Here is a 23,480-nt window from a genome sequence, read left to right on the forward strand (position 1 = left end):
GGGTGGTGTGCGTTCGCTGGGCGGGGGGTGAGATCCTCTGGTGGGTGGGGTTGTTTTGTGGTGGTGGAGCCCGCTCGCCGCGCGGCGGCTCGCCCCCGCCCCCGCCGCCGGGCCCCCGATGCCGTTTCTGGAGGACCTGTACGAGGCCACCCATGAGAACGTCCAACTCGCGGTGCGGGACGGTCTCGAGGTGGTCTACATCGAGCGGATCTCCGGCCGCTCGGCCGTGGGCGTGCGCACCGAGGTCGGCGCGCGATGGCCGCTGCACGCGACAGGAGTCGGTCTCGTGTTGCTCGCCCACAGCGCCGCCGAGGTACAGGAGAAGTATCTGTCAGGGGAGTTGGCCGGCTTCACTCCGTTCACCACGACCGATCCGGTGCGGCTGCGCAGGATGCTCGCCGAGGTCCGCCGCGCCGGCTTAGCCGTGAGTGACCGTCAGATAACCGCTGACGCACTGTCGGTGGCGGCGCCGGTGCGGAACGCGCGGGGAGAGGTGGTGGCTTCGGTGTCCGTCGTGGTGCCGGTCGAGGGTTCGGCGCCGAGCGCGCTGGTTCTCGCCGTCCGGGTCGCCGGGCTGGGCATCTCCCGCGCTCTCGGACGGACTTCCACCTGACGGAAGTCCCGTTGTGGGCGGTGTCGCGGCCCTGCGAACCTCGTCGCACCCACACCCAGTTGTCAGTGACGGGAGCGCCCCATGGCCACCGCATTCGCCCGCAACCAGTGGTACGTCGCCGCCTACGGCAGCGAGATCGGCCGCGAGCTGCTCGGACGGACGATCCTCGGCGAGCCGCTCGTCCTCTACCGCACCGAGGAGGACGGGCGTGTCGTCGCTCTCGCCGACCGCTGCGTGCACCGCCGCTACCCGCTCTCGGCGAGCCGCCTGGACGGCGACCGGATCGTCTGCGGCTACCACGGCTTCACCTATGACACCACCGGCACCTGTGTGTTCGTCCCCGGCCAGCAGCGCATCCCGCGCACCGCCCGGGTCGCCGCCTATCCCGCGGTCGAGCTCGACTCCTTCGTCTGGGTCTGGGTCGGCGATCCGGCGCTGGCCGACGAGAAGCTGATCCCGCGCGCCCCGCACCTGGCGGACCCGGAGATGGTCACAGTCTGCGGCATGGAACCGATCGACGGCGACTACGGGCTGCTGGTCGACAACCTGATGGACCTCTCCCACGAGACCTATCTGCACGCCGGCCACATCGGCACGCCGGAGGTCGCCGAGACGCCCATCACCACCGAGGTCGACGAGGCCGCCGGGATCGTCCGGGTCTCCCGCCACATGCCGAACGCCGAGTGCCCGCCCTTCTACGCCCGTTCGACGGGCATCGAGGGCCGGATCACCCGCCTGCAGGACATCGAGTACTTCGCTCCCTGCCTCTACCTGCTGCACAGCCGGATCATGCCGGTCGGGCAGGACGCGCCGGTGTTCCGCACCGAGATCACCTACGCCATCACCCCTTCCGAACCCGGCAAGGTCTACGACTTCTGGGCCGTCTCCCGCGACTTCGCGACCGACGACGCCGAAGTCACCGCTTTCCTGCGGGACTTCAACCACCAGGTGGTGATGCAGGACGTCGACGCCCTGAACCTGCTGCAGCGCGCACTGGACAGCGAGCCGGCCGGCTACCAGGAGCTCAGCATCAACATCGACACCGGCGGCCTCGCCGCCCGCCGCATCCTCGCCAAGCTGGCCGCCGAATGACCGGCCCCTCCAGCGGCACGGTCAACCGCATCGACTGGCAGCCGGGCACCGACCTGCTGCACGGCACCTGCCACTGCGGCGCGCAGCACACAGCCGACGATCCGGTCGAGCTGTGGAGCTGGCTGCTGGCCCACCCGGAAGGACACCCGAGCGAGGCTCCGGATGACTGAGAACCTGCACACCGTCGTCGTCACCGACCGCCGCCGGGAGGCCGACGGCGTCATCTCCCTGGCCCTGCGGGGCAGCGGCCTTCCCCCCTGGGAGCCGGGCGCGCACCTCGATCTCATCCTCGCCGACGGGTTGGAGCGCCAATACTCGCTGTGCGGGGACCCGGCGGAACGGGACGTCTGGCGGATCGCCGTGCTGCGCGAACCCGAGGGACGGGGAGGATCGGCCTTCGTGCACGAGCGGCTAAGGGTCGGCGAGACCATACGGGTGCGGGGACCGCGCAACAACTTCCCGCTGCGGCCCGCCGATCGGTACCTCTTCATCGCCGGTGGGATCGGCATCACCCCCATCCTGCCGATGCTGCGGGCGGTGGAAGCGGCCGGCGCCGACTGGTCCCTGCTCTACGGCGGACGCACACGAGGTTCCATGGCCTTCCTCGACGAGCTGACCGGCCGCTACGGCCAGCGGGTGGCAGTCCGGCCGCAGGACGAGACCGGACTGCTGGACCTGTCCGCCTATCTGGGCGCCCCGCAACCGGACACCGCCGTCTACTGCTGCGGTCCGGGCCCGCTGCTTGACGCCGTCGAGCAATACTGTGCGGCGAACGGCGGGCCGGAGCCACGGATGGAACGCTTCCAGCCGCGGGCTCAGGCTGCCTCTCCTGACGCCCCGTTCGAACTCGTGCTGGCCCGCTCCGGCCTGACCCTGTCCGTCCCGGAGCACACCTCCGTCCTGGAGACCGTTCGAGCCGCGGGTGTCGAGGTGCTCTTCTCCTGCGCCGAGGGCACCTGCGGGACCTGCGAGACGGACGTCCTGGAGGGCGTCCCCGACCACCGCGACTCACTGCTCACGGCGGAGGAGCGGGCGGCCGGGGAGACCATGATGATCTGCGTCTCCCGCTGCCGGGGAGAGCGGCTGGTCCTGGACCTCTGAGTCGAGGAACCCATACCTGATCGTACGTCAGAAGCAGATGGTACGAGAAGCGCTCGGCCCGCCAGACGCGTTCGAGGCAGGTGTCGGAGTAGGTGTCGAGCAGTTCGGTGGATCCGGTCCTGTGGAGTTCGGCGAACGCCTGGGCGAGCACGATGACCTCGGTGGCGGGGAGGTTGAGGCCCTTGGCGCCGGTCGGGGGATGATGTGGGCCGCGTCGCCGGCCAGGAGCACCCGCTCGGGGCGCATCGGTTCGGTGACGTGGGCGCGCATCGGCAGCACCGACTTGGCGGTGATCGGGCCGCGCGCCGGCTTCCAGCCCGGTTCCTGGCGGGTGGGAGCCGGGCGTCGAGCTCGTCCCAGATCCGTTCGTCGGACCAGTCGGCCGCATCGGTGCCGCCGGTGGCTGCCTGCTCCCCCGTGTCCAGGATGAAGACGCCTTCCACCCAGCGATGGCTTCCCAGCAGAAAGGCCCAGAGCGGTCAGCACAGCGCTTCCCCCGCCGTCGTTGTGACCGGCCAGGATGGTCGGGCTACTGACCGGGATGTCCTCCACACGAGCCAGAGAGCGGAATCCGCGCACGGAGAGGCTTACAGGTACCGAGGAGGCGTGTGAGGCACCGAAGCAGAACGTCACGCTAGAGGCACACCAGGCAAGGGCCGGGCCATTTCCCCCGGTTGAGCCTATGACGGCATGACTGGCACCATCGGTCCTGCCCCGTCCCGTCATTGCCTTGCTTTGCCAGGTCACCGAACCTCGCCTGCGGGCACGGCGGCCGCGACCTTTGCCTTGGCGGCGATGGCCCGGGCCCCATGCCATGGGCAGAGCACGCAGAGGAGGAGGGCTGCTGACGCGGTGCCGATCATCGTGCGTTTCGTCGACCGCCTAGGGCGAGTACTCGGACCGCAGGGCGCTGCCAGGGGCTCGCTCCGTGGTTTTACGATCAGCCAGTCTGCACCGGGCGGTCCGGCCTGGTGCCCCGCCCACAGGACAGGTGCATGTTCTTCGACTCTCGCGCCCCCGAGCCGTTCCTTGACGCCTTGATAGAGGAGTTGCCCTACGCGTGGAACGGATCCTGCACGGGTCCTCAACTGCCCGACAGCCGCCAGGAGACGCTGCGTCAACGGGATCTGGCTCACGACGCCCGGGCCTGGGCTCGCTTTCTTTGGCCGGGTGAAGCCACGGGGCCCGGCGAACGGCTGATGCTGTCCTTGGGTGACGACGTAGTCCGCTACGGAGTCACTGTGGGATCGCTGTCGAGACCGGACGACGCACCGTCCTTGTTCATCTCCTCTTCTGGCGGGCTAGCGGATGAGGAGGGGGAGTTCCACAGGCTGCCCCGCACCAGCACTCCCGGCGAGGTGGCGCACGTCCTGTGCCGGATGGCCCGTGCCGCGGACCGGCGTGCGATCGAGAAAGAGCTGCAGGAGGCCTCAGCCGAGGGACGCCACAGGGCCGGATGGTTCCCTGGCGGACGGATCATCGTTCTCGATCTGGAGACGACCGGTCTCAACACAGAGACGGCCCGCGTCGTGGAGGCTGCCTGGCTGCTGGCCGACCATCGTGCGCTGGCCTGGGACAGCATGCTGATCAATCCGGGTGTCCCTATCCCCGAGGACGCCTACAACGTCCACAGCATCATCGACAGACTGGCCCGCAGCGAAGGTGCGGCCCCCCTTGAAGCCCTTGACGCACTCGTCAGCGTCCTGGCCAAGCACATCAGCAACGGCGCCACGCTGGTGATCTTCAACCGCACCTTCGACCTGCCACTGCTGGACGCGGAATGCCGGCGCCACGGACTTCCCACGCTAGCCGACCGACTCGGTCAGCATGTCCAGGCCGTGGATCCGATGCGGATCAGCCAGCAAACCAGGCGTCGAGGCAGTCACGCACTGAGCGATCTGGCGGCCCTGTACTCCCCCGGAAACCTCGCCGCGCACACCGCTCTGGGCGACTGCCTGGCCACCTGGGACGTCCTGGCCGCGCTGTGCCGCGGCGAACACGCCAGCCGCATCGTACGGCTGCTGTCACGCTGGCACGAGAACCCTCGCATTGACGAGCCGCTCACGGTACGGCACCTGCTCGCCTGCAGCAGCGGCTGGTGAAGAACCACCGCGGTTCACGCCTGGAACTCGGTGAGATCGATGGCGTGCACATGCAGGGGGTAGCCGTACACCGGGTGTGCCGTCTCCCGCTCGGGCACCATGCCGAGCTTGCGGATGACGTTCTCGGAGGCGTTGTCCCCCACCCGGTTGATGCTGATGACGCGGTCCAGGCCGCGGTCCTGGAGCGCGAACTCAAGCGTGGCGTGCGCGGCTTCGGACGCATATCCCTGGCCCCAAAACTGTGAGCCGATCCGCCAGCTGATCGCCACGGCGGGCATCACCTCCGGCAGGAACTCGGGCACGGTCAGTCCCGTGAAGCCGATCAGTTCGCCCGAGGCCAGCAGCTCGACTGCGAAGAGCCCGAAGCCCTCTTCGTCCCACTCCTCCTCCCACCGCTCGATGTCCTCGGCCGTGTGGTCCAGGTCGCGCACCGAGCCGTCGTCGATCCAGCGCATAACCCGTGGGTCCGCATTGATGTCCGCCATCGGCGCAAGGTCGTCGTCGTGCCAGCTACGAAGGAGGAGGCGGGGTGTGCGGATCTCGGTCATGCGCCCATCCTGCCGAAAGCAAGCGCCTCATCGGTAATCCGCGGGTCGCCGCGAGTCGCGACGAGGCGGCCGAACTCCTCTTCGTGAGCCCTGTCTACCGCCGATCCTCCCGGGCACGGGTGTGCGCCGGGCCCACCGGCCAAGCGCGGCTTGCCGAGATGCGCCGTAACCGCTCCGCAGCCTGAATAGTGGGAAGCAGCGCTCACCGGCCTTGGCCTCACGGATCTTCTCCAGCTGATCCGCATCGACTCCCAGGTCCGCGGCGAGCGCGCGCACGACCTCCAGCACGTCTGCGAGTTCCTCAGGCGCCGAGTCCTCATCCGCCTCAGGGAACTCGGCGACTTCCTCGCCGAGCTTGTCCCGCAGCCGGCTGCGGTATTCCTCCCGGCCCGCGGTGTAGGTGACCGGCTCGGCACCGTCCTCCCGGATAACCTGCGGAAACCGGTCCCGCACCAACGTGCCGTGCCTGCTGTAGGGCTCCACCCGTGCTCTCCCACAGCCTTCGTGAGGCGGTCGCCGGACGCCGCCCCTTCATGCCGCCACAGCCCAGGGAAGTCGCCTCACCACTCGCCATACGAACCGCCAATCCCACCCGTTTGCAAGCAGGTGCCGCTCCTCGGTCCGCCGGTCGGCGTGACGCGATCGCTCTTGAGCCGGAAGCGTCTTCGCATCTGCAGGGAACAGGGGTTCCTCAAGGCGCTCCATGCCTACAGTGCGGCGGACGAGCACGCCCTGAAGAACTTCCTCCTCGGCCGGATCCCCCCGGCTATCAGTACCGCCTGGGTCGAACTTCAGGACTGGGTGGACAGGACCCACGACCAGATGAAAGGCGGCGGCCAGCGAGCCGTTACGCCCCGCGCGCCCCAGCCGACCACCTGGTTCCAGTCGACCTCGTCAGGGAGCACGTACCACCGGAGGAGGCGGCGGTCAGCGAGAGGCCGGCCCGCCTCGCCGCACCGGCCGCAGGCTACGGGCCCAGCGGGGCGTCGTCGGCGGCCAGGCTGCTGGCCGGGGCGGGCGCGGGGAGCTGCTGGTAGGCGTCCTCACCGCGGGCCTGCTCGATCGCGTGGAACAGCGGCAGAAGGTAGGCGCCGTGGAAGGCCTGCGTGCTCATGCCCGGCAACGGTAGAACGCAAGGGCCGCGCGAGGTAGCCGTTTCGATGCCCTTGGTCGGGGCGCGCCGGTGAGACGTGAGCTGGCCTGGTGCCAGCCGCTCGTCCGGGGGGGCAAGGCGCGCTTTCTGGCCAGTACTCACAGGTAGCGGTACGGGAGACCGGCTGGTGGGGGCATGATCGCGGTTGTGGTGCGCGACGACATGCCCGCTTGCGTGCGGTGGGAGATCCTGATGCACGAACGGTTCAGCGGCGTGTGGATCTGCAAAGACCTCGGCCGCGCGACCACCCGTGCGGACCCCGCCGAGGTGGGCCGGGCCGTTCTGGCCGCCTACCTGGCCGGCCTGGACAGCCGGGGCGAAACGTTCCGCGTCGTCGTCCGCACCGACCACGGCAACCACGTCGTCATCACGGCCGACCAACTCACCGCCCCCGGCTGGGAAGCAGACCCGGCCGTCTGCCAGGCGCTGCCCGCCTACCTTCGCAGCGCCCTCACCTGACGTCGGGCCCACGACGACCACATCATCCGTCCTGCCCCGGCCGCCGAAAGGATCCGTTTGGGCCGGGGCCGGCCTGCCGAGGGTGGTCGAGGCCGTCGAAGCCGCCCACCCGGACCTGCGGGAGCGTTTCCGCGCGCAGCTGGCCGAAGAGTTGGAGCAGGAGTCGGACGAGGACGGCCGGGACTACCTCGTCGAGCAGCTGTGGCCCGCGGTGATCGCCTAGGCGGTCATCCTGGCCACCCAGGAGCAGGAACGCCCGGGGTATCGCCCGCCCTGGCACGTACTGTCCGACTCCTTCGAGCCGGGGACGCTGGCCGGCCACTTCCGTCAGATCGGCAGCAGCCTCGACGCCCACGATCTGGGGTCTGCTTCACCCTGGAGGTCGGTCTCCAGGTCGTCGCCGAGGCGCTGGGCTGGAACATCCACTACTGACCAGTGTCATGCGGCCGGTAGTCCTGATGCGCGGGCCACGCCGCGGGTACACGCCACCGCCGCCGAGCCCCTTCAGGACGGGCACAGCAACCCGGTAGGAGCAGCACATCACGGAGTCGGGGAGGGCTGGGTGACCAGCCGGACCTGCCTGACCGCACAGCGCCGGGCGGCCAGGCGGGAGGGGGACGGCCGCATGCCTGTGTGCTGCTCTCCGGGGGCAACGGTCGCCGGCCTACAGGGCGCTGGGAAGCTGCTTCGGCTCGAAGACGTTCTGCGGGGTGCTCCGCTGGGAGGTGGACGCCAGGAACAGGACCTGTGCCAAGTCGCGCTGTATCCGGTCGGCTTCCCCGCGGACCTGGACGGGGATGTCGCCGCGCTCGGCGACGAGGCGGTCGTAGACGGGAGTCTGCGAGAACACGGTGGAGAATTCCTTTCAGCAGGCGGTTCGCCGGGCTAGCGCAGCATACGGGCCCGGCGATCATTCCCCCCTTGCCGGGGCACAGCATTCAGGCCAGGACGGCGGGAACGGCGTCGTCGAACGTCCAGTCGCCGTCGAAGAGGGTGGCGAGCAGGCGGGCATGGTCGTCGGGGAGCTGGCCTGAGCGGTGCCGGTGGCCGGTCTTGGCGAGCCAGGCGCCGATCTTGACGGTGTCGCCGTCGACGCGGATCGTCTCGCGGGCGGCGGGGGCGCGGCCTTCGCGGTGCAGGAAGAGTTCCAGGAACTGGACGGTCTCGGCGAAGGTGCGGCGGGCTCGGCGGGCGGGGGTGAGCGGGTTGGTGTCGGGGGTGAGGTCGAGGGCGGTCATCAGCTGCTGCTGGCCGGGGGTGAGGGCGGGCCAGGCGGCCAGCTGGCGGTGCGGCCAGGAGCCGATCTTCACGCCGGCGAGCCGGGTGTCGCGGGTGAGGGTGGCGGGGTCGTCGCCGGTGGCGAGGTGGATGCGCAGCAGGTGGTATGTGCGGTGCCAGTCCGGGGGTGGGCACGCCTGGCGCCCTGCCGTCTACGCCGTTCCCAGGGATCGGCGACGCCCCGGTCTTCCACCGGACTGCCTTCCTTCTCCCCATGCGCCACCGAATCCCGGCCGTGTCCAGCACACAAGAGTAGACAGCCACCGTCCACCCGGTCCGAGGGTGAGCCGAGGCCCCCGTTGTTCGGGCGGCCTCGGGTCACTCAAGCCTCGGCGTCGCGTCACGCTGGACAACACGCAGAAGCTCCTCCCCTGTCCTATCCGCCGCCCAGCGGCTTACGGGGTACACGATCTGTCACTTCCCGAACCGTGACGGCAAGTCACGCCACGGGATACCGGTCCGTACGTCGCACAGAATTCCGTTGATCACCATGCGATGGCACTTTCACCGACCGCCCCGACCGACCGACGTCGGCACGCTGAAGGGCGTCGCGCAGCGGGGTGTTGGTTCTTTCCAGCAGCCATGCCGACGGAAGCCTGGTTGACCAGGGCGCCGTCTGGGAGGCGGAAGTCGCCGCCGGAGCCCCTGGTCTCGTGGACGGCGCACGGAAGGTCGAACCCAGGTCTTGAGGGGACTTCCGGGGACAGCGACCTGCGAGTGCGAACCTCATTCCACGATCAGGTACCGCTGCGCACTCCCCCCGCTGATGCAGGTGCCGACGACGCAGGCGACGTTGTCCGCAGTGTGCACCGTCCAGACGTAGATCCCGGGCGAGGGCGGGGTGTATGTGTAGGTCGACATCTTCTGCCAGGGCATGGTCTGCCACTTCCCGCCGGGCAGCAGCACAGAGACGTACGAATTGCCGCCGCTCGCCATCCATCTCAGGGTGATCGGCTGGCCAGCCTTGACCACCGTCTGGTCCGCCGGGGCCACCGGACGGGGGACGTCCGGAGCGTCGCGCACCGGATTGGGTGTCGAGGAGCCCTTCGGCCTGACGAACAGGTACCGATCCTGCGACCATGCGCTGCCCGCCTGTCCTTCGGCTGCGTTCGCGCTGCTCACCTCCCAGTGGTAGACGCCGGCAGCGTTGGGCGTGAAAGTGCAGGATGTGGTGGTCAGCCAGGCGGAAAACCGGGGGGCGTCGCCGAGCATGGCGGCGACCTGTGACACGGCGCCGGCGTGGTCCCAGCTGAGCGTGACCGACTGGCCGAGCTCGATGGTCGTCCGGTCGGCGGGCCCGACGGGTTCGGGCGGGTGCGGCGTCCCCATCGGAAGACTGGTCACCTCGTGCCGAGAGCCGTCCCCGCTGGCGCTGGACGGGAAGCAGTTCGGTGGCCGGGAGCCGTCGCCGTCCAGCACGAACAGGGAGACGCAGATGGCAGCGGCGATGAGCACGAGGGCGAGCGGCACCAAGAGCCAGTAAAGCCAACGCTTCCGGCCCCCGGGCGCCTGTGAGCCGAGAGTATCCCGGGGCTCGGTGATCGCGGTCAGGGTCCGGTTGTCGGGGCGCCCGGCTGGCGGCGATGCACGGCTGATCGGGTCCGGATCAACCGACCGAACATCCCCCGCAACCCCCGCCGGCACCGGAGCCGGCACCGTCCGTAGCTGCGCAGGCAGCCACGCCTTGCCGGGTTCGTCGTGGGCGGGCGATGCGAACCGCTCCAACAGCTGAGCGGGTGTGGGCCGGTCTGCGGGGTTCCGTGCGAGGCAGGCGGCGATCGTCGGCCGCAGGGGCTCCGGGACGGCGCTCAGGTCGGGCTCGGTGTGCATGACCCGGTAGAGCATCACCTGCGCTTCGCCGTGACCGAACGGCGCGCACCCGGCGGCGTGGCAGAGGACGTGGCCGAGGCTGAACACGTCACAGGCCGGGCTGATCGCGCCGCCCGCGATCTGTTCCGGCGCCATATAGCCAGGTGTGCCGATGACGACCTGCGTCCGCGTGATCGCCGTCCCGTCCAGCGCGCGGGCGATACCGAAGTCGATGACGCGCGGCCCGTCGTCGGCGAGCAGTACGTTCGCCGGCTTGAGGTCTCGGTGGACCAGCCCGACGGCATGGATGGCGTCCAGCGCCTCGGCCAGTCCTGCGCCGAGCACCCGTAACGCCGGCTCCGGCAGTGGGCCGTGGGTGGCGACCGCCTCGGCCAGGGACGGTCCCGGAATATAGGCGGTGACCAGCCATGGCGGGTCACCTTCCGGGGCAGCGTCGACGACCTGTGCCGTATGGAACCCGCCGACCTGCCTCACGGCTTCCAGCTCGTGGGCGAAGCGACGGCGGAACTCCGGGTCGGCGGCGAGCTCCCGGTGCACACACTTCACGGCTACCAGCCGCCCGCCCGGCGATCGCCCGAGGTATACGACGCCCATCCCACCGCTGCCCAGTCGCCCGAGCAGCCGATACCGGCCGCCGACCACCGTTGGATCAGTGGCTAGCAACTCCTCCATCACACCCCCGTTGAGCCACCATGCACCGGCCGGTCCCATCCAGCGGTAGATCCGTGATGAGCGCCACACCTCGTCACATCCCAGCCTTCGCGCACCAGGCTGTCAATGCCGGCGACTACCTCACCAACCGGCGCTGAGAGGCAGTGATGTCCTCTGAGCGCCAAAGCCAGCCTCTTCGACAACGATCCGGCAGGCCGCTGACAACTCCCCTCAGCCGCCGCAGGGTTCACCCCTCCGCCGCGCCCCAGCGCCGCACAAACGCGGCCCGGGCGCGGCGTTGTTCTTCCTCGCGGGCGATCTGCGGGCAGAGGCGTTCTAGGAAGCGGGCGGCTTGGGGAGGGCATCGCGTAGGCGCTCGAGGAGAACCCGGGCTGCGGGACTCGAAGGATCGTTGGCCTGCCAGGCGAGCGCGATGCGGGCACGCATCTCGGGCTGGACGATCCGCAGGGTGCGAAGCCGCCCGTCAAGGAGGGAATCGTCCTCACCGGCAGGTAGCACGGCAATGCCCAGGCCCCGCGCGGCCAGGCGCGAGAGTACGTGTGGGGCCGCCGCCTCGAAGGCAATCCGTGGCCGGAATCCTGAATGCGCGCAGCCGTGTTCGAGCGCCGCGCGCACCCCGGTGCCGCGCGGCAGGCAGATCAGCGGCCGATCCCGCAGATCGACAAGCGGGACACTCGTACCGTCGAGGCGATCGAGAACCGGATCACCGGGCGCGACAGCGGCAACCAGCGGGACATCGATCACCGTCTGAAAGGCCAATCCGGGCGGGGGCGCCTCCTCCGCCGTTCCAAGGACGGCGATATCGAGCTCGCCGGCGAGGAGAGCGGCCTGCATCCGATCCGTGGCGTCCTCGGTGAGAGCCACCTCCACCGAGGGATGGGCGTCGTGGAAGTCCGCGAGTAAAGCGGCGATGTCGAAGGCGTGGTTGGTGGCGCCGGAGACCAGCCCGAGCCTGACCCGGCCGCGCAGCAGTCCGGTGTACGCATCGACCGTCTGCCGCACCGACTCCGCCGCCGCCAGTGCGGCGCGGGCGTAGGGCAGGACCGCCCGGCCCACCTCGGTCGGCGTCACCGACCGGCCTGAGCGGTCGAGCAGGGGCTGCCCCAACTCCTTCTCCAGCTGGCGGATCTGGGCGCTCAGGCCGGGCTGAGCCAGATGCAGCCGGGCGGCGGCGCGAGTGAAACCGCCGCTCAGCACATCCGCGAGCACCGCCTGCTCCGCAACCGAACGCCAATCGCGACATGCTCCACCCGGCCCCGTGTTGTCAGCGCCGACGCAGGTAGCTCTCCAGGGCGTGGGCGGGACGGTCGTGGGACGGCCGCCGCAGCCGTCAGGCGGCGGCCGTCTTCCGGCGGCGCCCGCTGCCGGCGAGTGCATCGATGAGTTCCTCACGGCTCCTCTTCCACCCGCCAGGAAGGCACTGCCGGTCACCCGCTGGTACAGCTCCGCCTTGCTCAGCTTCTGCAACTCCCCCTTGCGGTCTGGGGAGAAATTCGCTTCGGGCGTGCCGACCTGGCGGTTCGGCTGGTGGGTGATCAGCGGACGGTGTCGCGGCCGAGGACGAGTTCGGTGCCCGTCCGGCGGTGGGTGGCCCGCTGCGCGGATCGGTCGGAGATGAGTGAGGCGATCCCGAGATGGGTCTCGGCGTAGGTATCGCGGCGTCCGGTGAAACGGCGCAGGGGTGCCCAGTGGCGGAGTTCGGCGTTGGTGTGCTCCACACAGATCCTTGCCGAGGACTGCCGTCGCCGTGTCTCGCGCCAGGCATGCTCGTCACCGTCGCACGCCTCGTCCTTGGGCTTCTTCGGTGGGGCGCTGACCGGCCCGGGGAACTCTTTGGCCAGCCCGGGGTAGCCGGAATCGACCTTCGCCTTCACGCCGGGACGGGTGCGGAACTGCTCGGCAATGCCCTCGGTCCGCACGGCGGTCTGGTCGTGCATCCGGCCCGGGCGGACCAAGCCGGACAGCAGCGGGCGGCCCTGGCCGTCGCTGAACGTGGTGGTCTTGATGGTGTTCTGCTTGCGTTTGCCGGAGACGAACGCCCGGCGCCCAGGACGGTCGGCCTGCGGTCGGCGGGCCTGGGTCTCGGCCCCGTCGAGTCGCAGGCCAACGCCCTCCGCCTCGGCATAGGCGAAGACGTCCTCCAGCGTCTTCAGCCGCAGGCGGGGCCGGTCGGCCACAGCGAAACCACGGGCTGCCAGCAGCGGGCGGACCTGGCGGATGGCCGCGGAGACGGTGGAGCGATCCACCTCGAAGAGCTCGGCGAGCACCACATGCGGCAACTGATGGCGCAGATGGACCAGGGTGACCAGCAGCCGATCGAGGAAGACCAGCTTGGGCTTTCTGCCGGCACCCTCCGCCCTCCGACGCTCTCCGCCCCGGGCCTCGCGGAGCGCGGACTGCCGCGCAGCCTCCCCTGCCGTGGCCAGTTCGGCGAACAACTCGCCGGAATGTGCGCGTCAGACGCGGGACAGGGCAGGATGGGAACAGGCCGTACGGCCCAGCTCAGTTTCACAACTCACCCAACCCGTATGGCCCTTCTCATGTCACGGCCCGACCGGGACGATCACCATGTCCGCCGAGACCGTACAGCTACCCGGCCTGAATGGCGTCTGCCGGGACCTCGAAGACGATCGTGAGTCCGTCGCGCTCGTCCCCCTGCTCGCCGATGCGCGTGAAGCCGAAGCCCTCGATGCACGCCAGGGAGGCGGCGTTGTCGGATCCGATCCTGGCGCGCACGGTCCTGACGTCGGGGTCGGCCGCGGCCCTGACGAGCAAGGCCCTCGGCATGGCGCGGGCATAGCCCTGGCGGCGGTACCCGGGCACGACGGTATAGCCAACCTCGACCATGCCGGCCTCATCCGGCGGCCCGTGGAACCCGGCGTCGCCAACGACGACCCCGTCCGGCTCGGACACCGCGGCACGCGTGATCCAGGGCGCGGCAGAGGGGTCCTTGGCGAGCTGGTCGGCGCGGTAGCCGAAGATCCAGCGGGCTCGCTCACCGACGAAGTGTTCGTCAAGGGCGACCCCGGCCTCGGCGCTGCCGCCAGCGAGGTCACCGTCGGCAAGCGCCCGCAGTGCCTTTGCGCTGAGCTCGACGAAACGGACGCGTTTGGGCGCGGAGAGAGGTTCGTTGTTCATCGCGGTGATGCTCACCCAGAGCCGGAGAGCTGTCCACCGGTTTACGGCCTTGGCGGACATGCAGACGGCCACACGGACGCCGCGCCACCCACGCCGAGACCCATCTCGCGATCGCCTCACTCGTCTCCGACCGATCCGCGCAGCGGGCCGCCCGCCGCCGACGAGCACCGGACTCGTCCTCGTCCGCGACACCGCCTGCTGATCACCCACCAGCCCAGCACGCCCGAAGCGCAATTTCCCCAGGCCCGTTAGCCCTGTCGACGCGCTGCGTGCCGCTGCGTGGGGCTGGCGGCAGGCGGCGCGGTCATGTCGAGCAGAAGCAGCGCATCGTGGTCGGGGCTACCGGGCTCGGCGGTATAGACGCCGATGCGCTGGCCAGGGGTGCCTTCCACGTGCAGGGACTGCGAGGTGAGCGTGAGCGTTCCTACCTGGGGGTGCCGGAACGTCTTGTGAGCAGGCTTGCGTCCGGTCACTTCGTAGCGTTCCCACAGCCGGGCGAAGTCGGGGCTCTTGAGGAGGAGCTCGCCGACCAGGTTGGTCAGGTCGGGGGCGTCGGGGGCGGTGCCGGCGACGGCGCGCAGGCGGGCGACGCAGCCGGTGATCTGCCGGTCCCAGTCAGTGAAAAGGTCGCGAGCCGCGGGGTGGAGGAAGAGGTAGCGGGCGAGGTTGCGGTTCTTGACCGGCCAGTCCGCCAGGCCCGCGTACAGGGCGAGGCCGCCGGGATTCCAGCCGAGCATGTCCATGCTGCGGCTGATGACGTAGGCCGGGTTCGGTCGCAGCGACTCCAGCAGCAGCTTCAGGTGGGGGCGCACGGTGCGGCTCGGGGCCGGCGGTGGCTCGGGCGCGTAGCGGGCGGCACGCGCGGCGAGCTCACGCAGGTGCTGATGCTCCTGGTCGTCCATGTGCAGAGCACGGGCGAGGGAGTCGAGGACGGCGGGGCTGGGGCGGGTCTCCTTGCCGCGTTCCAGGCGCACGTAGTAGTCGATGCTGATCCCGGCGAGGGTGGCCAGCTCCTCACGGCGGAGCCCCGGGGTACGGCGGATACCGGCGCCGACGGTGAGGCCGACGTGCTCGGGACTGGTCTGGGTGCGGCGGGCACGCAGGAAGCGGCCAAGCTCGGCGCCCTCGCTGTGCGCACTCGTCGAAGTCATGACTCCAGTCTCACCCGCCGGGCACCCACTACGCGGGCGGAGGGGGGCCCTGCCATTACCCCCGAAGAGCCCGCCCTGCCACCCCCGAGCCATCCGGGCGAAGGTGAATGAGGAAGACGCCGGCCCCTCGCGCCGCCCGGACTTCAACCGGCTCGGCCTGCCGGGCCGGACGACAGTGAGAGGCCAGGCAACACCATGATCGGAAGAGGGCGAGATGCGCTACATCAAACTGCGTGACCTGGAGGTTTCCCGGATCGGGCTGGGCGCGATGGGCATGTCCCACGGCTATACCGGCTCAGGCACCGACGACGCGGAGTCGGTCAGGACCGTGCACCGAGCCCTTGAGGCTGGGCGTCACGCTCATCGAGACCGCCGAGATCTACGGCCCCTACACCAATGAGGAGTTGCTCGGGCGGACGCTCCAGGGCCGCTGGGACAAGGTGGTGCTGGCCACCAAGTTCGGCCTGGTCTCGCACGGCGGCGACGGCTCCTGGAACCTGGACTCCAGCCCGGCCGACATCCGCACCGCCATCGAGGGCTCCCTCAAGCGCCTGGGCACGGACCACATCGACCTGCACTACCAGCACCGGGTGGACCCGAACACGCCGATCGATGAGACCGCCGCCGCCGATGCCGTCACGCTGACCGCCGAGCAGCTCGGCAAGCTCTCCAGCCTGCCGCCCGCCGCCGGCGACACCCACACCGAGGCCCAGGCGCAGATGCTCGAACGCTGACCCCAACCCCCGCACGCCGCGCTTCGCGTGGTGCCCCCCCGCCTATCATTTGGAGTAACACCTTTCATGCGTGCAGCAGTGATGTACGGAGCCGGCGACGTCCGCGTCGAGGACCGGCCCGACCCGAAGATCCTCCAGCCCACCGACGCCGTGGTGCGCGTCGTCGCGTCCTGTGTGTGCGGCAGCGACCTGTGGCCTTACGCCTCGATGTCCGCCACCGGCACCGGGCGCCCCATGGGGCACGAGTTCCTCGGCGTCGTGGAGGACACCGGCGCGGACGTGACCGGCCTGAAGACCGGTGATCTGGTCGTCGCCCCGTTCACCTACAGCGACAACACCTGCGACTACTGCGCCAAGGGCCTGCACATCTCCTGCCGCAACGGCGGCCGGTACGGCTTCGACGGCGTCGACGGCGGGCAGGGCGAAGCCGTTCGCGTCCCGTACGCGGACGGCACCCTGGTGAAGCTGCCGGTGGCCGCCGACTCCGCGCTGCTGCCGTCGCTGCTCGCCCTCTGCGATGTGATGACCACCGGCCACCACGGCGCCGTCACCGCCGGCGTCGGCCGCGGAGATGCGGTGCTGGTGGTCGGGGACGGCGCGGTCGGCCTGTGCGCAGTGATCGCGGCCAAGCGGCTGGGGGCCGAGCGGATCGTGCTCGCCGGCCGCCACGAGGCCCGCACCGGCCTGGGCCGTGAGTTCGGTGCCACGGACGTGGTCGCCGAGCGCGGCGAGGAGGGCATCGCCCGCATCCGCGAGCTGACCGGCGGCGTGGACAAGGTCATCGAGGCCGTGGGCACCCGCCAGGCCCTCGACACCGCACTCGGGGCGGTCCTGGACGGGGGCACCATCAGCCGCCTGGGCGTCCCCCAGTACGAGCAGGGACCGATCGGTCCGGCCGAGTTCATGCGCAACATCACTCAGACCGGCGGCGCCAGCCCCGCCCGCGCCTACATCCCGGAACTGCTGCCCGACGTCCTGGGCGGCACCATCACCCCCGGCCGCGTCTTCGACCAGGAATTCACCCTCGACCGGACACCGGACGCCTACCGGGCCATGGCCGACCGCCAGGTCCTCAAGGCCCTCATCCGCCCCTGACCGCCCGCCTCCGCGCTCCGGCGAAGGACATCCCGCTCATGCAGACCGTCACCCTCAGCAACGGCGTCGAGATGCCGCTCCTCGGTTTCGGCGTGTACCAGATCCCCGCCGAGGACACCGAGTGCACCGTCTGCGAGGCCCTGGTCGCCGGCTACCGCCGTGCTGGACACCGCCGTCTACGGCAAAGAAGAGGCCGTCGGCCGCGCCATCAAGGCCAGCGGCGGGTTCACCGTTGACGATCCGCAGATCGGCACCGGCCGGGAGGCCGCCGTGGCGCAGGCACGGTGGCGGGGCCGGCTGCGTTCGGGTGCCGGTTGGGCACCGCGTCACCCGGGTCGCCCACCGGGGCCAGGGCGTGAGCAACGTCCACCCTGCCGACGCTGTGCTGTCGCTGCCGGCGGGCCGGCACTCGACGGGATGACGACGGCTCGCGGTGACCGAAGCCGTCCGCGGTTCGTTCGACCAGGCCCACGCTGCAGTGACTCGCCGCTGCGGGAACGTGCTCGGCAAGCGCAGACTCGAAGAGCTCGTGGTCGCCGCCGCGGTCGACGTCGACGGCTTCTACCCGACCACGATCCCTGTCCCGTGCAGCCACGAGATGCCACTGGTGGTCCAGGTGGACGGCAAGGGCGTGGTCATGCGCCCGGCGGCCCTGCGGGAGGCCACCCGCCGGGCCGCCGAGAAAGCTGCTGTTGGCCACCGCGCTCGGCTCGCGCCGGGCGAGAAGCCGAACCGGGAGCAGACGGCGACCGTGGAAACCCGGCACCACCGAGGCCGAGTCCTGGGCAGCCGACTGTCTGACAGCGATCCTGGCAGGCCACGCCGCCCGGGAAGCCGCCGAGTCGGCGCCCGCTGGGGCCTTCCCGGAGCCCGAACGCCTCTACCCCACCGCCGACCAGCGAACTTACGCCCTCACCTCTTGATCGCGGCTGTCGATCCGAGCAAACCGGACACAATCCCTTTGAGGCGACCGGACAGCATCTCTAGGGTGCGGACGTGACCATCGAGCTGCCCTTTCGTCCGCTCCCCATCGACCAGCAAGACGTTCGCTACGCCTACGGGCCCGATTCGGAATTACAGCCGGGCGTCCCCGCCGGCTCGACCTTGGAGTTCCGCTGGTGCGAGAGCACGATCTACCCCGGCACCACGAGACGGTACTGGGTTCATGTGCCCGCGCAATACGACCCCTCCGAACCCGCGTCACTGATGGTGTTCCAGGACGGATGGTGGTACCTGGACCCGGACGGGCAGGTCCGCGGTGCCATCGTGTTGGACAACCTCATCCATCGCGGCGAAATCCCGGTCACGATCGGTGTCTTCGTCGATCCCGGCGTCCTCAAGAACGCCGAACAATCGAAGAACCGCAACACCGAGTACGACGCGTTCGACGACCGCTACGTCACCTTCCTCCTGACTGAGATCATCCCCCAGGTCACACGGCGCTACTCGATCGCCGAGGACGCCGACCAATGGGGCATCTGCGGCGGCAGCAGCGGCGGCAACTGCGCCTTCACGGCTGCGTGGATGCGCCCGGACAAGTTCCGGCGAGTCATCTGCTACCTCTCCAGCTTCACGCAGATGCCGAACGGAAACCCCTACCCTGCCCTGATCCCCAACGCCCCCCGCAAACCGCTGCGCATCTTCATGCAAGCAGGCCACCGCGACCTCAACTGGAACGGGCCGGAAAGGAACTGGCTCGCCAACAATCTGCGTGTGGCAGCCGCTCTCGCGGAAGCAGGCTACGACTTCCGTCTCGTCCTCGGCGACGGTGGCCACAGCCCCAACCACGGCGGAGTACTACTCCCCGATGCGCTCCGCTGGCTATGGCACTCAGCCACGACCTGACGAAACCCGCCCGAACGATCACTCCATCCGAGCTGCACCCATCGCCTTTCGTTCGCACTTTGGCATCGAGAGTTTCTCCTGCCGCCCGGGCATCGACGGCGCCCACGAGAAGGGCGGGGTCGAGGGGCAGAGCCTCTGCGCGGCCATCGTCGACCGGCTCACCTTCAACGGCACCATCATCGAGACCGGCACCGACTCCTACCGCCTCGCCGGCACCCGCGCGCGAGCAGAAGTGCCGGCCACGGTCAGCTGAACCGGGGACGCCTGCTCGGCAGGGGCAGGGCGCGGGTGGGGCGAGCAGGTCGTCTCCGGCTTGAGTACAGCGAGGTCACGACGGGGCTGCCGCTCGCGGGCCTCCCAGTCGCGGCGGTGATCCGCTCCGAGAAGTGCCTATACGCCCGGCCCGTCTCCGGCAGGCCCGCAGCCCAGGGGGCGGGGATGCCGAACGCCGGCGCCGCGGCTGCAGGGGCAACCCGGCCAAGCGTTGAGAACCGAAGTTGTCCGGCTGTCACCGATCGATCAGGGGTCCGGTCACCCGGCCCGCTGAGTTGTCTCCCCGGCCTGGGCGGGTACCGCGGGCAGGGGGACGGTGCAGGAGGCGCAGCGTCGGGCCTGGGCCGGGACGGGGCTGAGGCACTCGGGGCAGTCCCGCTTGGGGGCCTGGACGTCGTGGTGGGGAGCGAGGCGCTCGTGCAGCTTGTTGATCGGGAGTACGACGAGGAAGTACAGGGCGCTGGCGATGAGGAGGAAGCTGATCGCCGCGTTGATGAAAGCTCCGTAAGGGAACTTGGTGGCGCCTACGGTGAAGGTCTTGTGGGCCATGTCGCCGGTGGCACCGGTGGCCAGCCCCACGAGCGGGGTCAAAAAGGCGCTGACGAAGCCGTTGACGACTGCGGTGAACGCCGCTCCGATGACGATGCCGACCGCCAGGTCGACCACATTGCCGCGCAGGATGAAGCTGCGGAAGCCCTTCACCTTTTCGCACCTCCTAGGGCCATGACGTCGAGGGGCGGCAACCCCGGCTCCTCCCCCGGATGCCCTGCCACCTCTCGCCCATGCCTGCTGGGCGACGGCACCACGGCGGCCGCCGGCTCGCCGAGGCCATCCTCAGCATCGGCGTCGTCCGTCTCACCCGGCTCGGGCCAGTGGCCGTACGGTCCCTCCTGGCCGGGCAGCGCACCCAGGGCTGGCGTGCCTTCGGCGCGGTGACTGCCGTAGATCATTCACCTCTTCTCCTCGCTGACCGGCCGGAAGGCCGCCGACAGTCTGCGACCGACCGCGTAAGTCTTACCCGCAGGCGGGCCGGTGCCGGGCTCGTCGTTCCCGGTGGGCCTCCTTGCAGGGACGCGGCACGGGCTCGGCCGCTGGTTGTCGGCCACGAGGTGCGTGGCCTGGTGGCTCGATGGATGCCACGACCATGCTGATCACCGTGCTTGGAGGCGCCGCTCGGTGCGGCAGTCTGCCCGCCGGCCGATCCCGGTGCCGGCCCCGGTGACGGCGACGATCCTGCTGACCTGGGGTGCGGTGCTGCTGTCCATGCCGGTCATCGTTCAGCCCTGCCACCAGCGGTAAGGTCAAGCGGCGCCTGGTGGGCTTGTGATCAGCGAGTGTGGTCACCGGGCGCATTGTGACGCCAGGTTCCTCCGGCCTCTTCGGCGAGCCGGGGCGCATCGGGCATTGGGATTGGTCGCGGCCTTGGTGTTGGGTCGCTGCCCCAGGCCGGGCTGCGGTACGCGGCTCCGCGCGGCGGACCGCTGGTGCCGGAGACGGCTGGCAGACCGCTCAACGGCGTCGTCGAAGACGCCGGAACAGGGCTGCCGGCGTCGCGTTGCGCCGAATCGGGCACGCTCCTTCCGCGCGCGGGCCAGCATGGGCAGGAGCAGTGCTGCGATCGTCCACGACGGCGTCGGAGGCCGGAGGCAACATGAGTGCTGAGCGAGAACAGCAACCGAGGACGACCCCGATCCTTCCCCACCAACGGCGTGCCTCCGGGAACACGTTGACCGTGACGGGCCGCACCCTGCGATTCCTGGGGTACGCCCTGGCCACCGGATGCGGGTCCCTGCTGTTGAAGCACTTCGTCATCGCGCCCGGACCGCCGGTCAGCCACATCCCCTGGGTCCTGCGCCTGCTGATCATGCTGGGCATCCTGGAGGGCGGATGGCTCGTCTTCCGCGCCAGTCGCAGGGTGGTGGTCCGGGGCAGACGGCACCGCATCCGCGTCATCACCGCCTTCGAGGAGTTACGGGGCGAGCGCTACATCCTGTATCTACGGCCGTTCGCTCTCGACACCCGGATGTCGCTGCCCCCTCCCGAGGCTCCAGGATGGTGGACGCGCTCCCCGTATGAGCTTCCCGGACTGACCATGGAGGACTTCCTCGTCCGCCAGTTCACCCGGCACGGCAGGGTCGTCGCGGTGGGGGAACCCGGCGAAGAACTGCCTCTGCTCGGCGCACAGCGGGGCTACCTGCCGCTCGACGGCTGGGAGAGGACCGTGAGCGAGCTGATCCAGGGGGCTCACTCCGTCCTCATGTCCGTGGCGCCGGGCCCGGGAACGGTGTGGGAGTTCACCGAGGCACTGCGCACGATGCCTCCGGAACGGCTGGTGCTCATGGTCTGCTGCGGACCCGAGGAGTACGACGCCTTCCGTACGGCCGTCGTGGAGAAGTACGCCGTCCGGAAATCCGAGGAGCCGGGCAGCACGTGGGCTCCGCTACCACGGCTGCCCGACTGTCCCGCGCGGCTCCCGGCCTCGAAGCGTGAGTGGCAGTCGCCGCTCAGGGCCTTCGTCACCTTCGACCAGCAGTGGCAGCCGAGCCTGCACTGGTTCGTCGTCACGGTCCCGCGGATTCGTCACGTCTGGACCATGCGCAGGCTGGTGCGCGAACGCATCGACGCGGTAGTGGGCGCGTGGGCGGCTCTGCCGCAGCGGCAGGCTTCCCCGGTCACGATCCCTCCGCCGGCACCGGTCGTCGCCACCCCTCCCCCGCTGCCCGTCCCCTCCCCGCTGCCGCAGCAGCCCCTGCTGGGCAGCACAGTGGTCGGGCTGAACGTCAGACCACCAGAGCGCAGAACGCGACGACGTAGGCGACAGTGAAAATGACCGGCACCCACTGCTCGACGTGGGTCAACGGCACGTACCGGCTCCAGTCGCGCCCCGCGCCAAGGGCCGCCCACTCCGCCCTGGAGTCGGCCTACGCCGGCAACCTATGCTCGAAGGCGCCGAAGACCTCGAACGTGGCCGCGTTGAGCTGCCGGCACAAACGGACCATGACGAACCAGGCGGCACACTGGGCGACCAGGATCACCATGCCCACGTCATGATGGGTGGCCGGGCGGCGGTTCTTCGAGCCCGGCCGCCTGCCTGGCCCGGGACGTGACGGTTTCGGTGCACCGGCCGGAGACCCGGTCTGCGTGTGCAGGTTTCTGAACCCCGCGCGGACGCGGGCGGGTGTCAGTTTGTTCGGCTCCGTCGGCTTCTCCCAGGGTCGGCGGAGGTCGGTGGCCCGGCGGCTCAGCGGCGGCGGGTCCAGGAAGTAGCGAGTGGAGCGGCCCGGTAGCCGGGGACCGATGCCGCGCTGAGGTTTTGTGCGACCGCTGCCGGCTCAACGGGCGCGGGGGCCATCTGCACGCAGGCGGTCTTGGGCTGCGTGGTGCTCTGTCCGAATCGGCAGGCCACACCTGTCAGTCGGATAGTGATGAAGTCAGCGATCTGCGCGCCGAACTCGATGCGCTTCCCGTTGATCTTGATGTCACCAACAGTGAAGCCCTTGTCCTGGGGTACCTCGTAGACGAACCGCACAGGGTGGGTCTCGTCGCCGCGCTGCCTGATCCAGTAGTCCTTGGGATCGGAGCCGTCCGGGGTGGCCCAGCCGTCCGTGGCCAGTTTGTCGAAGTAGAGACCGACCGGGTCGGCGAGGGAGACGTCCGCCTTCTGTCGGGCGAGGTCGTTCACGGCTCCGCCGATGTGCGGGTCGCTGTTGCGCTCGGGCTCGCCGTACTTGCTGCAGTGGATGAGTTCCTGCTCGGTGGTCAGCTCGTTGCCGTTGATGACCCGCACGATGGTCGCTGCGGCAGCGAGTTCGATCTCGGCGCCCAGGGTGTTGTTGGACTGGATCAGATGCATGGCGCCGTCCGTCGTGGAGTCGTTCCACCGGTTACGGGGGTTGTAGGTGCCGGTGGCTCCGAAGAGGTCGCTGTGCTGGACGTTCGGGTTGATATGCCTCTGGTAGAGCTCAAGAACCTTGGCGGGGTTCGACTGGGCGAGCAGATGCCAGTACTCGGGGCCCTCGCAGGTGAACATGACCTTGGTGATCTTCCCCGCGGCATTGCGGGTGACGCTCCACTCGCAGTACTCGTCCTGGACGTCCCGGCTGGCGTCGGCCCGCTTCCACCGCTGGGCGTCGGCGAGAGACTGGATCTTGACCAGACGGGGGAAGGCCGTCCAGGTGACGGTGGCCTCCTGGGCGTCGGCCGCTGTGTCGGTCTTGGTGAGGTTGTAGAACTGGCTGCGAGGGCTGTCGTTGAGCACCTCATGGGGATGGGGGCCCGTGATCGAGTTCTCGACCCGGTCGCTGATGAACATGTTCCAGGCCTTCAGGCCGGTCTCGTCGAGATCGTCGAGGTGTCCGGGCGGGCCGTAGGAGGCGAGTAGGCTCATGGGGCACTC

At 69.8% G+C, this 23,480-nt stretch carries 22 protein-coding genes and 7 pseudogenes; 14 read left to right on the forward strand and 15 right to left on the reverse strand.

Annotated elements, in window-relative coordinates; genetic code table 11:
* Nucleotides 1-73 precede the first annotated feature (73 nt).
* The 4 genes and pseudogenes from ACFVIU_RS25705 to ACFVIU_RS25720 form a co-directional block, all read left to right on the forward strand.
* Nucleotides 74-613, forward strand: a pseudogene (locus ACFVIU_RS25705) (IclR family transcriptional regulator); the annotation flags it as partial.
* Nucleotides 614-694: 81 nt separating this feature from the next.
* Nucleotides 695-1,705, forward strand: a complete 1,011-nt coding sequence (locus ACFVIU_RS25710) for a Rieske 2Fe-2S domain-containing protein (RefSeq protein ID WP_385845332.1) — start codon at nucleotides 695-697, stop codon at nucleotides 1,703-1,705.
* Nucleotides 1,702-1,875, forward strand: a complete 174-nt coding sequence (locus tag ACFVIU_RS25715; RefSeq protein ID WP_385845333.1) for a hypothetical protein — start codon at nucleotides 1,702-1,704, stop codon at nucleotides 1,873-1,875. Before ACFVIU_RS25710 ends, ACFVIU_RS25715 begins: the two co-directional genes overlap by 4 nt.
* Nucleotides 1,868-2,806, forward strand: coding sequence for a PDR/VanB family oxidoreductase (locus ACFVIU_RS25720; RefSeq protein ID WP_385845334.1), 939 nt, complete (start codon nucleotides 1,868-1,870; stop codon nucleotides 2,804-2,806). The genes ACFVIU_RS25715 and ACFVIU_RS25720 overlap by 8 nt, the downstream gene beginning before the upstream one ends.
* On the opposite strand, the pseudogene ACFVIU_RS25725 reads toward ACFVIU_RS25720, so the two are convergent.
* Nucleotides 2,721-3,201: pseudogene (locus ACFVIU_RS25725) on the reverse strand (FAD-dependent monooxygenase); the annotation flags it as partial. The gene ACFVIU_RS25720 and the pseudogene ACFVIU_RS25725 sit on opposite strands and share 86 nt — an antisense overlap.
* A 600-nt stretch (nucleotides 3,202-3,801) precedes the next feature.
* On the opposite strand from ACFVIU_RS25725, the gene ACFVIU_RS25730 reads away from it, so the two are divergent.
* Nucleotides 3,802-4,908 carry an exonuclease domain-containing protein gene (locus ACFVIU_RS25730; RefSeq protein WP_385845335.1) on the forward strand — a complete coding sequence of 369 codons (1,107 nt, stop codon included), beginning with the start codon at nucleotides 3,802-3,804 and terminating at the stop codon, nucleotides 4,906-4,908.
* A 14-nt stretch (nucleotides 4,909-4,922) separates the two neighbouring features.
* Here the strand turns inward: ACFVIU_RS25730 and ACFVIU_RS25735 are convergent, their stop codons facing one another.
* The 3 genes from ACFVIU_RS25735 to ACFVIU_RS25745 all read right to left on the reverse strand — a co-directional run bounded on the left by ACFVIU_RS25735 (nucleotide 4,923) and on the right by ACFVIU_RS25745 (nucleotide 6,570).
* Nucleotides 4,923-5,456, reverse strand: coding sequence for a GNAT family N-acetyltransferase (locus tag ACFVIU_RS25735; protein WP_385845337.1), 534 nt, complete (start codon nucleotides 5,454-5,456; stop codon nucleotides 4,923-4,925).
* A 27-nt stretch (nucleotides 5,457-5,483) separates the two neighbouring features.
* Nucleotides 5,484-5,939, reverse strand: coding sequence for a nucleoside triphosphate pyrophosphohydrolase (locus ACFVIU_RS25740; RefSeq protein ID WP_385845338.1), 456 nt, complete (start codon nucleotides 5,937-5,939; stop codon nucleotides 5,484-5,486).
* A gap of 484 nt (nucleotides 5,940-6,423) precedes the next feature.
* A complete protein-coding gene (locus ACFVIU_RS25745; RefSeq protein WP_385845339.1) occupies nucleotides 6,424-6,570 on the reverse strand; it encodes a hypothetical protein in 147 nt (48 codons plus the stop codon).
* A gap of 174 nt (nucleotides 6,571-6,744) precedes the next feature.
* On the opposite strand from ACFVIU_RS25745, the gene ACFVIU_RS25750 reads away from it, so the two are divergent.
* Together ACFVIU_RS25750 and ACFVIU_RS25755 are read left to right on the forward strand one after the other, a co-directional pair.
* Entirely contained in the window at nucleotides 6,745-7,068 is a 324-nt protein-coding gene (locus tag ACFVIU_RS25750) for a hypothetical protein (protein ID WP_385845340.1), read from the forward strand.
* 82 nt (nucleotides 7,069-7,150) lie between these two features.
* Nucleotides 7,151-7,291, forward strand: a complete 141-nt coding sequence (locus tag ACFVIU_RS25755; RefSeq protein WP_385845341.1) for a hypothetical protein — start codon at nucleotides 7,151-7,153, stop codon at nucleotides 7,289-7,291.
* Nucleotides 7,292-7,732: 441 nt separating this feature from the next.
* Here ACFVIU_RS25755 and ACFVIU_RS25760 read toward each other — a convergent pair whose 3' ends face one another.
* The 8 genes from ACFVIU_RS25760 to ACFVIU_RS25795 form a co-directional block, all read right to left on the reverse strand.
* Complete coding sequence (locus tag ACFVIU_RS25760) at nucleotides 7,733-7,918, reverse strand: hypothetical protein (RefSeq protein ID WP_385845342.1); 186 nt, start codon at nucleotides 7,916-7,918, stop codon at nucleotides 7,733-7,735.
* Nucleotides 7,919-8,006: 88 nt separating this feature from the next.
* On the reverse strand, nucleotides 8,007-8,378 hold the full coding sequence (locus ACFVIU_RS25765) for a hypothetical protein (protein WP_385845343.1): 372 nt from the start codon (nucleotides 8,376-8,378) through the stop codon (nucleotides 8,007-8,009).
* A 382-nt stretch (nucleotides 8,379-8,760) separates the two neighbouring features.
* Nucleotides 8,761-8,838 (reverse strand): hypothetical protein, encoded by a 78-nt coding sequence (locus ACFVIU_RS25770; protein WP_385845466.1) that lies wholly within the window; start codon nucleotides 8,836-8,838, stop codon nucleotides 8,761-8,763.
* Nucleotides 8,839-9,072: 234 nt separating this feature from the next.
* Complete coding sequence (locus tag ACFVIU_RS25775) at nucleotides 9,073-10,848, reverse strand: serine/threonine-protein kinase (RefSeq protein WP_385845345.1); 1,776 nt, start codon at nucleotides 10,846-10,848, stop codon at nucleotides 9,073-9,075.
* Nucleotides 10,849-11,163: 315 nt separating this feature from the next.
* Complete coding sequence (locus ACFVIU_RS25780) at nucleotides 11,164-12,057, reverse strand: LysR family transcriptional regulator (protein ID WP_385845346.1); 894 nt, start codon at nucleotides 12,055-12,057, stop codon at nucleotides 11,164-11,166.
* Nucleotides 12,058-12,383: 326 nt separating this feature from the next.
* Complete coding sequence (locus ACFVIU_RS25785; protein ID WP_385845348.1) at nucleotides 12,384-13,286, reverse strand: transposase family protein; 903 nt, start codon at nucleotides 13,284-13,286, stop codon at nucleotides 12,384-12,386.
* 151 nt (nucleotides 13,287-13,437) lie between these two features.
* Complete coding sequence (locus tag ACFVIU_RS25790) at nucleotides 13,438-13,986, reverse strand: GNAT family N-acetyltransferase (RefSeq protein WP_385845350.1); 549 nt, start codon at nucleotides 13,984-13,986, stop codon at nucleotides 13,438-13,440.
* Nucleotides 13,987-14,234: 248 nt separating this feature from the next.
* Nucleotides 14,235-15,137, reverse strand: coding sequence for a helix-turn-helix transcriptional regulator (locus tag ACFVIU_RS25795; RefSeq protein WP_385845351.1), 903 nt, complete (start codon nucleotides 15,135-15,137; stop codon nucleotides 14,235-14,237).
* A 214-nt stretch (nucleotides 15,138-15,351) separates the two neighbouring features.
* On the opposite strand from ACFVIU_RS25795, the pseudogene ACFVIU_RS25800 reads away from it, so the two are divergent.
* From ACFVIU_RS25800 to ACFVIU_RS25825, 6 genes and pseudogenes are all read left to right on the forward strand, one after another.
* A pseudogene (locus ACFVIU_RS25800) lies at nucleotides 15,352-15,853 on the forward strand (aldo/keto reductase); the annotation flags it as partial.
* Between the two features lie 84 nt (nucleotides 15,854-15,937).
* Nucleotides 15,938-16,966, forward strand: coding sequence for a zinc-binding dehydrogenase (locus ACFVIU_RS25805; RefSeq protein ID WP_385845352.1), 1,029 nt, complete (start codon nucleotides 15,938-15,940; stop codon nucleotides 16,964-16,966).
* 38 nt (nucleotides 16,967-17,004) lie between these two features.
* Nucleotides 17,005-17,188 (forward strand): annotated as a pseudogene (locus ACFVIU_RS25810) (aldo/keto reductase); the annotation flags it as partial.
* Nucleotides 17,189-17,288: 100 nt separating this feature from the next.
* Nucleotides 17,289-17,720 (forward strand): annotated as a pseudogene (locus ACFVIU_RS25815) (ISKra4 family transposase); the annotation flags it as partial.
* 242 nt (nucleotides 17,721-17,962) lie between these two features.
* Nucleotides 17,963-18,811, forward strand: a complete 849-nt coding sequence (locus ACFVIU_RS25820; RefSeq protein ID WP_385845354.1) for an alpha/beta hydrolase — start codon at nucleotides 17,963-17,965, stop codon at nucleotides 18,809-18,811.
* A 133-nt stretch (nucleotides 18,812-18,944) separates the two neighbouring features.
* Nucleotides 18,945-19,064 (forward strand): annotated as a pseudogene (locus ACFVIU_RS25825) (AAA family ATPase); the annotation flags it as partial.
* A gap of 278 nt (nucleotides 19,065-19,342) precedes the next feature.
* On the opposite strand, the gene mscL reads toward ACFVIU_RS25825, so the two are convergent.
* Nucleotides 19,343-19,786 carry a large conductance mechanosensitive channel protein MscL gene (gene mscL / locus ACFVIU_RS25830; RefSeq protein WP_385845355.1) on the reverse strand — a complete coding sequence of 148 codons (444 nt, stop codon included), beginning with the start codon at nucleotides 19,784-19,786 and terminating at the stop codon, nucleotides 19,343-19,345.
* Between the two features lie 1,030 nt (nucleotides 19,787-20,816).
* Here mscL and ACFVIU_RS25835 point away from each other — a divergent pair.
* Nucleotides 20,817-21,908 (forward strand): hypothetical protein, encoded by a 1,092-nt coding sequence (locus ACFVIU_RS25835; RefSeq protein WP_385845356.1) that lies wholly within the window; start codon nucleotides 20,817-20,819, stop codon nucleotides 21,906-21,908.
* Between the two features lie 97 nt (nucleotides 21,909-22,005).
* On the opposite strand, the pseudogene ACFVIU_RS25840 reads toward ACFVIU_RS25835, so the two are convergent.
* Both ACFVIU_RS25840 and ACFVIU_RS25845 read right to left on the reverse strand, forming a co-directional pair.
* Nucleotides 22,006-22,317, reverse strand: a pseudogene (locus ACFVIU_RS25840) (hypothetical protein); the annotation flags it as partial.
* An 8-nt stretch (nucleotides 22,318-22,325) separates the two neighbouring features.
* Nucleotides 22,326-23,471, reverse strand: a complete 1,146-nt coding sequence (locus ACFVIU_RS25845; protein WP_385845357.1) for a hypothetical protein — start codon at nucleotides 23,469-23,471, stop codon at nucleotides 22,326-22,328.
* Nucleotides 23,472-23,480 lie beyond the last annotated feature (9 nt).

This window comes from Streptomyces sp. NPDC127190, assembly GCF_042672505.1.
Lineage (GTDB): Bacteria > Actinomycetota > Actinomycetes > Streptomycetales > Streptomycetaceae > Streptomyces.